General features: G+C 50.7%; 11 protein-coding genes. All 11 read right to left on the reverse strand.

The features are described 5' to 3' along the window. Positions 1 to 130 precede the first annotated feature (130 nt). The gene (locus GPK89_RS15385) at positions 131 to 565 is read right to left on the reverse strand and encodes a DUF3846 domain-containing protein (RefSeq protein ID WP_215694477.1); all 435 of its coding nucleotides are present in this window, start codon (positions 563 to 565) and stop codon (positions 131 to 133) included. A gap of 16 nt (positions 566 to 581) precedes the next feature. After that, positions 582 to 923 carry a plasmid mobilization protein gene (locus tag GPK89_RS15390; protein ID WP_215694479.1) on the reverse strand — a complete coding sequence of 114 codons (342 nt, stop codon included), beginning with the start codon at positions 921 to 923 and terminating at the stop codon, positions 582 to 584. Positions 924 to 1,052: 129 nt separating this feature from the next. Further along, positions 1,053 to 2,018 carry a hypothetical protein gene (locus tag GPK89_RS15395; RefSeq protein ID WP_215694481.1) on the reverse strand — a complete coding sequence of 322 codons (966 nt, stop codon included), beginning with the start codon at positions 2,016 to 2,018 and terminating at the stop codon, positions 1,053 to 1,055. 12 nt (positions 2,019 to 2,030) lie between these two features. Then, complete coding sequence (locus tag GPK89_RS15400; protein WP_215694483.1) at positions 2,031 to 4,691, reverse strand: NlpC/P60 family protein; 2,661 nt, start codon at positions 4,689 to 4,691, stop codon at positions 2,031 to 2,033. Positions 4,692 to 4,714: 23 nt separating this feature from the next. Beyond that, positions 4,715 to 7,156, reverse strand: coding sequence for a VirB4-like conjugal transfer ATPase, CD1110 family (locus tag GPK89_RS16710; protein WP_346344869.1), 2,442 nt, complete (start codon positions 7,154 to 7,156; stop codon positions 4,715 to 4,717). Next, entirely contained in the window at positions 7,041 to 7,514 is a 474-nt protein-coding gene (locus tag GPK89_RS16435; protein ID WP_252261714.1) for a PrgI family protein, read from the reverse strand. Before GPK89_RS16435 ends, GPK89_RS16710 begins: the two co-directional genes overlap by 116 nt. A 23-nt stretch (positions 7,515 to 7,537) precedes the next feature. Then, positions 7,538 to 8,335, reverse strand: a complete 798-nt coding sequence (locus GPK89_RS15410) for a VirB6/TrbL-like conjugal transfer protein, CD1112 family (RefSeq protein WP_215694487.1) — start codon at positions 8,333 to 8,335, stop codon at positions 7,538 to 7,540. A gap of 41 nt (positions 8,336 to 8,376) precedes the next feature. Then, the gene (locus GPK89_RS15415; RefSeq protein WP_215694489.1) at positions 8,377 to 8,583 is read right to left on the reverse strand and encodes a hypothetical protein; all 207 of its coding nucleotides are present in this window, start codon (positions 8,581 to 8,583) and stop codon (positions 8,377 to 8,379) included. 15 nt (positions 8,584 to 8,598) lie between these two features. Next, the gene (locus GPK89_RS15420; RefSeq protein WP_215694491.1) at positions 8,599 to 10,389 is read right to left on the reverse strand and encodes a VirD4-like conjugal transfer protein, CD1115 family; all 1,791 of its coding nucleotides are present in this window, start codon (positions 10,387 to 10,389) and stop codon (positions 8,599 to 8,601) included. Continuing rightward, complete coding sequence (locus GPK89_RS15425) at positions 10,386 to 10,832, reverse strand: PcfB family protein (protein ID WP_215694493.1); 447 nt, start codon at positions 10,830 to 10,832, stop codon at positions 10,386 to 10,388. The genes GPK89_RS15420 and GPK89_RS15425 overlap by 4 nt, the downstream gene beginning before the upstream one ends. 65 nt (positions 10,833 to 10,897) lie before the next feature. After that, positions 10,898 to 11,302 (reverse strand): recombinase family protein, encoded by a 405-nt coding sequence (locus tag GPK89_RS15430; protein ID WP_215694495.1) that lies wholly within the window; start codon positions 11,300 to 11,302, stop codon positions 10,898 to 10,900. Position 11,303: the final 1 nt, after the last annotated feature.

Consider the following 11,303-nt stretch of genomic DNA (forward strand, 5'->3'; position numbering starts at 1 on the left):
GTGCTGTTACGAACATACCGTTCTGTGCCTGCCATCGCTGCTCTCCTTACATCAGTACAATGTAAGAATAGTATATCATGATTTTCAATAAGAGCAAAGCCCATTTTAACGATTTTCCATACAAATGGACTTATCTCTCATCATGTTCATTTTCTTGTGTATCATGCTGATGTTCCTCTCCCCTGCATTTAGCATACAATTCTGGCGTGCATTTGAGAGTAATCGGCTTCGGATATAGCTCAAGGAAAATCAGGGGTGAGTGATATTTTTTCTCATATTTTGTAATTTGACTATCCGTTAAACTTATCAGATCTTCGCCACCGTCTCCGCATATCAGAAACGGACCTGCGAAGAAATCCGTTGGACCATATAAGCGGTTCGGTGGTAATGGAAGCAGCTTTCCTTCATCATTACAGATGATATAGGCATCCCTGTCCAATCTTACGCTTTCTATACTCCCACAAACATATTTTTGAAAAATTTCCAGCGTATTAGGTATCTTGATTTCCTCTGGGTACTTACCCGGCTGCACATACAACACACGGATTTCTTCATTTTGATTCATATCGTCATTCTCCTATTCAATAAATTTTTCTCAACAGCTTAACCACACGTTCCAGATAGTCTGCTTTCAGTTCAAGAAATTCTCGGCGCAGCTGCTCTACATCATTGGTGTGAACCGACTTATTTTCATTGCAGCGTTTTGCAATTTGGTTTATGCTGCCAGCGATGCGACCCATCGAAGCATTTAATTGTTTCAGATTGGAAAAGTCATAATGCCGTACCTCTCCATGCAAAAGCATCTCTAAACCAAACGCCGAGAAATTTGTCATTTCAGCTTCAACCATCTTTGCTTCAACTAAGTGCCACTCCTCCTCCGTAAACCAGATGCGCTTCGGTATAGGACGTCTGCGATTCGCCATAAAGTCACCTTCCTCTATTGGGCTTGGGTTTGCCCAAAACGGGTTTCAGGGTGTCCCTGATCTGCATCTGTGGGACCCAGATGCAATGCTTGCTAACCGTCGCTCACGCTCCGGTTACCCCTGTGGGTCTCAACGGCGATGCTTGCGGCACACTGCAAAGAGCACCGCCCCCACAAGCACCACCGGCATAAAGTCCAGCAGCAAGGAAAGCAGATCAAGCTGCTTTTCCTGCTGCTTTACAGGTTGGGAAACAATCTCTGGCACTGTGGTCGGCTGCTGCGGTGCATCCGTATTTCTGTTGTTGAAGCTGTTCGCCGCCTGCACCGTGCTGTTTTGATCTCGGCTGGGCGTGTTCATCTCGCGGTCTGGATTGGCAGTGTCCGTCACCGTCAAATGAAAGTCCACACCGTTTTCAGTAGAGAGTTCATTCTGCTCACAGCTGAATTGGTAACGGTTTTCTGCATCACCAACAACATAAGCCGAAAGAAAAGCATATTTTCCGCTCAGTGCATTTGGTTCAACAGCGGCTAACCCATTCGATTCATAAAGCTCCAAATCATAGACATCATCAGTGTACAAATTCTGCAAGTAAACTATCGCGTGTTGGGAAAAGCCAACCGGTGCGGTCAGGTATGCTCCTACTTGCGCCGGTTTTGGCTCATAGTTCTCTGGTGGCGTTTCCAGCGGTTGCAATGTGTAGTGACGTTGCTGGCCGGTCACGCTCTCATACCAGCTGCTGCCTGCCAGGGTATAAATCAGATCGTAGTGGTTTCCATCTTCCACTTGCAAAAATGTCGTTTGGTTGATTTCCTGCAAGGGATAATCCCCCAAGGTATCATACTGCACAGCAGCCGCGCAGTAATATTCTGACGGTGCAACCGTCACCGTTGCCGTGTAGTTGTTCAGCCCATCCAGAACAATAACTGTTGATTCTGTATCAGATGGGCCATTGCCAAGTGTGACAATCACAGTGCGGTTCTGCAATTGTTGCGGCAAATCCTTGACCTCCACCGTTACAGTAGCAGCATCTTCTGCATAGACTTTTGTTGCTGTACAAAGTAAAAGCGCAAAAAGTAATGCGAGAAATTTTCTCATAAAAAACACCTTTCAGAATCCCGCATAGCGGAAATAATAGCATGGTCTGCTCTCCATCCATGCGTTGGACATATTCACTGCAACGCCATAGCCATAGCAGCACTCGATCCACACACCGCTGCCAAGTGCCATCTGAACGTGCCCCTGTTCGCCGCCAGAGGCATATACCACGCGCAGATCTCCCGGCTGGACTTCAGACGGGGAAATACTTACTAGGTCTGCTGCGTTCCGATAGGCGGCTGTGCTGCCTGCGGAAAAAGGCAGGTTCTGCGCCCAATAGCAATATTGGACAAAGCTCGAACAATCCAGATTGATGCCCACGCTTGGATTGCCCGGCCCGCCGCGCAGCGAAGATGGCTGGGCATAGACAAACTTTCCTTGGCAGCTTAACGCAAAGGCGACCACCTGACCGCGTGCGGTCGTGGCGTCGATATTCAGGCTGGCAAATAGCTGCCGCAGTTCTTCCTCGGTCATGCCACTGCCGGTGGCGCGGCATTTTATGCCGTCCACAATCCCATACAGTTCTTCCCAGTCCATGCGATACAGAAGCGATGCCCATTCCACATTTCCATAAGCATCTTCACCATCCTTATACCACCCCTGAAATCCGCTCGCGCCGTTGGGTAGCGTGATCGTTTTTGTATATCGGGCGGATACCGCATTACCGGCATACTCATTACCGTACTGATCCTGCTTAATGATTGTCCGGGTCAAAGTTCCTGCATCGCAGCTTTCAGCCAGCGCTTCGAGATTTCCTGTTCCGCCATCAGCACCGTTCGGGGCCTGAGTTTCCGGGTCTGTGTAGCGGTCATATCCTGTCAGATAAATCGTGCAGTCGAGATCGTAGTGGCCGTACTGCCCATCGTTCAACTCTCCGGGACACCAAGGTATAGCGGTTGCATTGGAGAAAGTAACCTCGTAATCATCGGACACGGCATCCTCTCCCTCACCGGTCACAACAGTAAAAGTAACCGTCAGCTCGTCCGGAGTATAAAACCAGTCGTTCAGTTCGCCCTTGTACAAATTAGCGCTATCATCCAGCACAATATTGCCGGTGCAGTCTGCCGCATTGATTATCCCATCAACAACAGCATGGTATTCTTCCGGTAAATCGGAAAGTTCAGAACCTGTTGCACCATCCGGGAAAATGAGCGGAAAAAAGACGGTCACATCATGTGTGCCGTCCTCTTTCCATATAGAATAGCTCTTATTTTCTGCATGACCCTCATTCCAGTGCCACTCTGCGGCGGCATCGTACTGCCCGCAGGCATCGTCACCCTCACTGCAAGTATGGGTTTCAAGGCGATAATCCTTGATGGAAACTACCTCGCCTTCGCTGCGGTAACCGTTCACGCAGCCGCCATAGCTCATGCAGGAATAAGGAGCCGACTCTCGTGCAGTCACATCCAGACCATATTCTGTCAAAGCACGGCAGAATTTTGTAAAGGGCACATTGTCGCTGAAAGCAGACACAAGCTCCGAACGCGGCCAATCCTGCTGGTAATATACTGTCGCCAAGGAAATAATCTCCGCCGTGTCATTGTAGATACCGTTTGCATAGTTCCAAGTAACACCATGCTGCAAATTATTGCTGCGCTGCCCGGTGAGGGAATCGTACCCATAGGGATTGCCATTGGGGTCAACATCATTCTGGAATGCCTGATAGACGCCCTCGGTAACCGCTGCATTTCGGTAATCGTTGATTTTCTGCACAAGCGTCTGAACGTCCTCAATACGATTCGCGCCAAACACAGAGGTAGACGTTGTGCCGCTCATCTGACCCAACAGGCTCACAATAATCAGGAACAGTAAAATAACCGCACTAATCAGGATTACTTTTCCCATAGCAATCAGATTTCGCAGTGGGTGCAGAACCACTTTGGTTATCTTTTTCAGAACATTCCCGGTATTGGTAGCAGCCTCTTTGACCTTTCCCGGAACACTGCTGGTGAAATCATCCGTTGAAACCTGAAATGAAGATAGGTACTGCTCTGTACTGCGTAGGGTAGCACCACCAATTTTTACAACAGATTTTCCTCCTTGCAGGCGCAGTACCTGCCCACCGGCTTTCAATGCTTCCTTCGCATTGATCGTTTCATCTTTCAGGTCTTTCAGGATATTGCCAGCTTGTTTGCCGATTACAAAAGCGCTGTCCGCTGCTGCGGCCATGATATTACCTTCCACAACAGTCTGCTCTACTGCCATGTGCAGCCCTGCATTTTGAACGGCATCCGTATCGAAGTCATCGTGATAATTCAAAGCGCTGGCTCCGGCTTGCAGCGGACTTTCTATTTTATCCACAACCCGGTATGCAGGAGCTTTATAGTGACCGTTCTTGTGCTGGCTGCGCAGCAAATCATAATAGGCGCTTGTACGACTGGAGCGCGGTGTGTTTGTGCCGGTGATAGTATTCTTATTACCTCCAGCAGAATCATGCAGGATTCCGGATGTGTCACCGGCACCGACATCATCGGACATTCCTGTATCAGATAGCGCGTCTGGTTCAGAGTCCAGACGACTGGACTGGTCTTTATTTGGCCCCATTTTTGCATCAAGCAGAAGGTCTTTTCCCGTATGCGGCATACCGAATTGAGTCTGAATGTTCGCTACAATATCCTCTTCTGTTCGAAAGAGTTCCTTCTGCTTATTCGTTTGCGTGAATAGTTCTGACATTTCATAACCCCTACAATCCCGGCTTATTTCTTGCGGTTAGGATTCGTATCCATCAGACGGAACAGCTCAGTGTCCTGCGGGAAAGTATTGTTGAAAGGCACCACTACTTTATCTGCAATCAGCAGACCGCTGCCAACCTCGGCATTTTCAATATACCGCTTTTCTTCATCGGAGATATGAAGCAGCCGTGCAATGTCGTTCGCATCGTCCGGGGCCTGATTCAGCAGCTTGATATAGCCGCAGTCGGACAGCATACGCCGAGCATCCTCGTTGTTCAGCACAGAGCGAACGTGTTGGGTAATGGAAGTCAGGATGGCACCCCACTTACGGGCACGGCTGGAAAGCTCGAAGTAGTAGTTCGTGCAGGCGCTGTTGCCCAGCAGGAGCTGGAACTCATCGGTGAAAATCCAAGTGCGGCGTCCCAGCACGCGGTTTCGGGTGATGCGGTTCCAAATCTGGTCCAGTACCGTCATCATGCCGATGGACTGCATACTTTTGCCCAGTTTCACGTTATTAAAACAGATGCAGTGGTTCTGCAAATCCACGTTTGTCTGGTGGGCAAACAGGTCCATTGTGCCATCCACATACATACTCAACGCCATCGTAAGCGCTTTTGCCTGCGGGCCCTGCAAAGACAAATTATTGTAAAAATCATGCAGCGAGGGCATCTGCTCACGCTCCGGATGCAGCAAATATTTCTGGTAGGTAATCAGCGCTGCGCGGTCCACAAGACTGCACTCTTGGGCGCTCAGCTCTTTGCTGTTCAAAACCAGTTGGCAGAAATCCCGCAGGAACTGGCTTTTCAGCTGGATAGGATTACCTTCATCGCCGTAATCTTCCGAAATATCCATCGGATTGATATGAGATTTGCTCGATGCCGAGATTTCAATCACTTCACCGCCAAAAGCCTCGACCAGCCGCGCATATTCATTTTCCGGGTCGATGATAACCAGATCGTCCTCCGGCCAGCGCAGCATGATACCTGCCATCATCTGCATAACAGCAAAGGATTTGCCGAAGCCGGTCATGCCCAGCACCATACCAGCCGGAGCAGGCAGCAGTTTTCGGTTGACCATAATCAGATTTTTACTGCGGGCGTTGGTGCCCTCATACAGTCCACCGGGTTGGAACAGTTCCTGCGTAGTAAACGGCACATAGATAGCGGTATTCACTGTCAGGAGAGTGCGCTCCAGCGCCAGCCATTTCTTTCCAAGTGGTAAAACGCTGTTCATGGCAGCGCACTGCTCAAAGGGAATCGGGCTGAACCGGCACGTCTGCTGCTGCACAGTATTGCAGATTTGCTGCACACGCTCGTCCAGTTCGGCATTGTTGCGGCCATAGGTGTGGATCAGGATGCAGACCTTGAAAATCTTTTGGTTATAATTGTGTAGGTTATCCAGCAGCTCCTCGGCATCCTCGATTTGGTTGGTCAGTTCATATCGCACGCCCATGTAGGCGGGCAGGTTCATGCGCACAGCATTGACCATGCCATCGCCCTTTTCTTTCTGCATATAAGCCAACTGCTTTTGAACCTGTTCGACGGCTTCGCGCTGCTCGACGGCATCTACATGAATGGAAATTGCATTATCAAAGTCTAAGTCACTGAGCAGCGAAAGCAGGTTGTCTTTCATCTGCGGGGCAATATCCCGCAGATACAGCACCTTGCCATAATACTCGCCAAACTGGTAGCGGTCATTGTACACAGCACGGGAATCATCATGCTCCGGCTTCCAGTTGTAACCACTGGGCGCAATAAAATCCTTTGTCGTAAGGGAATCTTCTGCCAGCAGCCAATCATAAGAAAATCCCATAACCTCTTCCGGGCGGGTAATACCATGCAGCAGGTTCAGGCGCTCGATACCGGAGAGCCTGCGTACAGTGCTGCCCATGCGCTTGAACAGGTTTTGGATGTCCTCGGCGCGTTTGAGGAGTCGAACCTGCGCTTTTCGGTAATCATCCTCATGCAAACTAATGGTAATGTACTTTTCCCGGATCAGTCCGTTTTGCCCTTGCAGCGCTTTTTCCGATATGACGCGGTTCATTTCCTCGCTGTACCGGTCGCGGCTGTCACCACGCAGCGGCAGAAACGTGTCGCGGCGGAACTCCGCTTCATCCACGCGCCGGGTCACAAGACTGATTTGCAGATGCGTGTCTGGGTCAAAATAGTTCAGGAATTCACTGTATTGGGTAAAAAGACTTTTCTGCTCCTCCTGCCGCGCCAGCTGAAAATTGACATCCGTGAATGCCATTGTCATGGAGAAAAGCCCCGGTTCCACCTCACAGATGCCGCTTTCGTACATACGCTCATATTGCAGACAGTCCGCAGCCTTCTCAGGCGCACGGCGCTTCTTAATGCTGCGGGCGCTCTGCGCGGCATTCATTTCGGATTGTTTTGCGGATCTGCGCAGCTGCTTTGACCGCTGCTTTCCTTCCTTTGCGCGCTGCTTTTTCGTCTCGGCGGCAATAGGTTTCACATTCGACACTTCTGCGAGTTCTTTTCTTTTGAACATTTCGACTCTCCTTATAGGGGCGGATCGGCACCGCTGCATTTTCGCTGTGCCATGCCCAGTAAATTTTCACGAGCTTTTCAAACGGATAACCGTCACGGTGGATAAAGCCCAACCCCAAAAAAGGCAGCACCTCCACCATGACGATATAAGAAACGACCTGCATATCCATCCGCAGCCAGTGCAGACAGACAAAGCAGGTCGCAATCGCCAGCACCGCAGCCGCAGCAAAGCAGGCCAGCTGGCGGAGAGATAGCCCCAAGAAGAACTTTTCTCTGTACTCTGTGATTTCGAGGTTTGTTTTTGTGGCAATCATAGCTTTTCAATCTCCAAATGGTATTAGGTCATTGCATTGGTAATGGCTTTCGTGAACTTTCCGCTCATAAACACTGCCACCAGCAGGATCACCGACTGCCCCAGCATTGCCCACGCTTGCTCCGTGATGCTGCCACCGGTGCCCAGCGAACCGGCCAGTGCTGGATAAAAGCCAATAACCAGATACAGCACCGCGCCCTGCAAGGCAACCGCGAGGTAGGATTTGAGGAAGTTCACTGCAATACCGTGCAGCTCCTGATAGCAGAGTGTGGCTATGGACAGCGATGCCATCGCATTGTAGACATACAACTCTATAAACCGCGCAGCCACAATGGTGTTGACCACGATGTTCACAATGCGCAGCATCCAGCCCACGACCATCAGCTCCAACGCCACCGGCATGTTGCCAATGCCGCCCGGCAGCGCGGCGATGGCATTTTCAATGTCAACGGTCGTATTGACCTCGCCACTGCCGACATAACCGGATATGCCCGTAGTCACGGTGGATGCGATTTCAAAGAGTGCGTTCAGGATTTCCGTTGTATGTACTACCGCCCACCGGCAAACAACAATTTTCAGCATGACCAGCGCAATCTGCTGGATCGTAAAAGCGTTGTTGCTGCCGTTCATGGCAATGCGCTGGGTGGCATTGTACAACTCCAGAATCATAAAAAGCGCCAGCAGGGTCAGCGCCACCGGCATGACCACGCCGGTGCTTATGCTGTCGGCATAGCCCGCCAAGGTGCTGTTCCAGTCTGTCAGGCTGCTGAGTAAACCGGAATTTTGCCCCATAGAGTTGACCGTGGCAGAAATGCCCTCCAACTGGCTGCGTATTGTATCTTCAAAAATAGCGCAGCCCTCCTTTACCCGACTGTCAGCGTGCCAAAGTAGGTGGCAACCGCAATAATCAGCACACCGCCTGCCATTGCCCATGCACCACTGCTGATACCGGGACCGTTGTGGTCCTTCAGGTTGGTGCCCAGCGTTACCGCGCCGAACAGCAGCAGGAGGCCACCGGCAAAGGTGACGACATTCGAGATGAGGGTCGTAATCGTAGATACCATTTCCATTGTTCATTTCTCCGTTCAGTTGTTATTTTCGGCACAGAGCTTTACAGTCTTTACGTCCTTTACATCACTGATAAAGTCCGCAAAAGACTGCTCTGCGCGCCTGTCATAATCGAAAGGCTTGCCGCCTTCCGCTTCTACCAAATGGTAATTGGGGTGGTCTTTCAGATTGTATTTGCGTGAATAAAAGGGTGCCACACCGGAAATCATCAGCAGGCACCAGTTGCGGGGCATCGTTCGGATTTCCTCTGGGGTCATCAGCTCGCGCCCTAGCGCCTGATAGGACTTCGTATACGAGCCTTGGCTGCCTTTGTTTTCCGATGTGTTCATCACTTCGATGGTCGCCTTGCCTAACGCCTTGGAGAAGAACTCCAAATTTTCCGGGTTGCCGCCTGCACCAAGAACGATCATAGAATCGCAGTTTTCGTAGATGGTTGCCCAGTCGTCTTTGTACTGGCTTTTCAGCTGGTTCAACGACTGGTAAATCAGGGTGCAGGCAATGTCACGACTGCGAATCGTACTGATAAGGATTTGAAAATCCGGTATCATGCCGATGTTCGGAAATTCATCCAAGAGGAACCGCAGATGCCGTGGCAGGCGCTTATCCGGGCGATGGTCTGCAATATCCACCAGAATTTGAAAGCACTGCTGGAACATAACTGCCGCCAAGAAATTGTAAGCAGTTGTTGTGTCGGGCGTAACAACAAAGAGCGCCACTTTTTTCTCACTTCCCAGTTCCCGCAGGTCAATCGTATCGTCCGCGCAGATATTGGCAATGGACGGAATGTTGAATGCGCTCATGCGCAGCCCCAGCGACACATTGATGCTCTGTGCGGTCTTGCCGGGAGCCATCTTATAGAGCTTATACTGCTTTGCAGCAAAGGAGTTCGGCTTGTTGATGCTCAGGTCATCAAACAGCAGGTCCAGCTGGCTTACGCTGTTAGGACCATCCCCCTGCGATTCCAGCATAAGGAGCAGCGTCATGACGCTGTTCATGTTCCGCTCTTCCGGCTCCAATTCGTAGAACACATAGCCAATCAGTGCCTCCAGCAGTGCCGTCATGCCTTCCTCCCATATCGGGTCGGCGGTGCTCTTGGCGGTGGGATCTTCCTTCAGGTTTTTGACAAGGTTCTTGGTGACGACCAGAATATCATCCTCATTTTTTATGTAGGTGAAAAGGTTATAATGGTCGGATTTATCCCGGTCTTTCAGGTTGAACACTTTCACTTTGTATCCTTGAGAGAGTAGGACATTGCCATATTCCTGAAGCAACTCTCCCTTCGGATCACTGAGCACATAGTTACTGTTAAACTGCAATAGCTGCGGGCCAGCAACGCTGTAGCTCTTGCCGGAACCGGACGGGCCAAACACGATCACATTCTTATTGCGGTTATAGTTGTCGTTTGCCGTCACCTTCATTTTTGGAGAAAGACTCAGGCTTTCCGATGCCGTAAGCGGCAGATTGTTCTGCGCGTTTTCATCCAGAAAAGGGGCAATATCTTCCGGGCCTCCCCAGCGGGCGCTGCCGTACTCTTTCTGAGGCATCAGGCGGTGCTTGCTGTACTTCACACAAAGGCAAATAAGCCCTGCCATGAGCGCTGCGGCAATACCGCAGCCAAGCGAAAAGGCGTCAGCCGAGAGCCTGAACGGGTGCAGCAGTAGGCTGTTCAGGTTCAGTGCATCCGCCAGCCGGTGCGTAGTAGTTCCCTCGGTGAGTTCGTATGTGTAACCCATCCAGTCACCCAGCCAAAAGCATAAAACCGCTGCAATCGGCACCCAAATTTTCAAGTTTCTTTTCGGCTGGTTCATAGGCGTTCTCCATGTTCCGGCGGAGGTACAGGGCGGGACTGGTTCATCTCTTTGACCCGCTGCGCGGCGCTGTCGCATAGGTCTCTCAGTTCCGGAATTGGGCGTTCTTTGCCGCGCTCTGCAATGCAGTTTTCCAACGCAGTCTGAATACGATCCACATCCTGCCCCTTAAACCACAAATACATCTGACCGGTGTCTCGGTCTTTTGTGACAGAGAAATCTACGGAATATTGCTTCAGCTGCCTGCGGATGTAGGGCAGCGTCTTTTTATTCACGTCCACCGATGCCAGCGGACGTTCCTGCCGGTTGAGCGCGCTCAGGCTTTGCTGCCCATAATTCTGGCTGCTCATTGCCTGCACCGTCAGCCGGAGTATATCAAAAATACTCTGACTAGCGAACCGCGCAGCGCTGATTTCCACGCGAACTGCGGTTTCTTCAATCATAGTTCATCCCTTCTTGCGACATTTTTCCGCACTTTTCAGGCTTAGTCTGCGACATTTTTCGCAATTTACCATGGAAAGGGCAGTTTGTGCCGCGCTGCATAGTTTTCAATTTTCATTCCCAACCTGTACTCATGCAGTCTGTCGCGCAGACTGTATTCCAGCGTTACAACCTTGATGCCATGCTGCATGACCTGTTGGAAAAAGCGAAATAGATGCTGTTCCTTGCCGCTGATCTGGCGCATACGGTAAACATAAATGCAGTCAATTTCCCCGGCCTTGACCTGCCGCATCATTTCATGGTAGCCGAGGCGTAGCAACCAGCCGGGTCTTTCGTCCGTGCTGGTGCCGACAATATTGCAGTTGTCCTGCTGTGCTTTCGCTGCACACTCACGGATGCAGCGAAGTGTTTCGCCATCATTACCGGGAATTCGCGCATACAGCCATGCGCGTTTTGTGTTTTCATTTTGCATT

This window comes from Gemmiger formicilis (assembly GCF_018784445.1).
GTDB lineage: Bacteria > Bacillota > Clostridia > Oscillospirales > Ruminococcaceae > Gemmiger.

Coding starts and splice junctions, on each gene's coding strand:
- GPK89_RS15385 (WP_215694477.1), bottom strand. CDS start 565: ATGAATCAAAATGAAGAAATCCGTGTGTTGTATGTGCAGCCGGGTAAG.
- GPK89_RS15390 (WP_215694479.1), bottom strand. CDS start 923: ATGGCGAATCGCAGACGTCCTATACCGAAGCGCATCTGGTTTACGGAG.
- GPK89_RS15395 (WP_215694481.1), bottom strand. CDS start 2,018: ATGAGAAAATTTCTCGCATTACTTTTTGCGCTTTTACTTTGTACAGCA.
- GPK89_RS15400 (WP_215694483.1), bottom strand. CDS start 4,691: ATGTCAGAACTATTCACGCAAACGAATAAGCAGAAGGAACTCTTTCGA.
- GPK89_RS16435 (WP_252261714.1), bottom strand. CDS start 7,514: ATGATTGCCACAAAAACAAACCTCGAAATCACAGAGTACAGAGAAAAG.
- GPK89_RS15415 (WP_215694489.1), bottom strand. CDS start 8,583: ATGGAAATGGTATCTACGATTACGACCCTCATCTCGAATGTCGTCACC.
- GPK89_RS15420 (WP_215694491.1), bottom strand. CDS start 10,389: ATGAACCAGCCGAAAAGAAACTTGAAAATTTGGGTGCCGATTGCAGCG.
- GPK89_RS15425 (WP_215694493.1), bottom strand. CDS start 10,832: ATGATTGAAGAAACCGCAGTTCGCGTGGAAATCAGCGCTGCGCGGTTC.
- GPK89_RS15430 (WP_215694495.1), bottom strand. CDS start 11,302: ATGCAAAATGAAAACACAAAACGCGCATGGCTGTATGCGCGAATTCCC.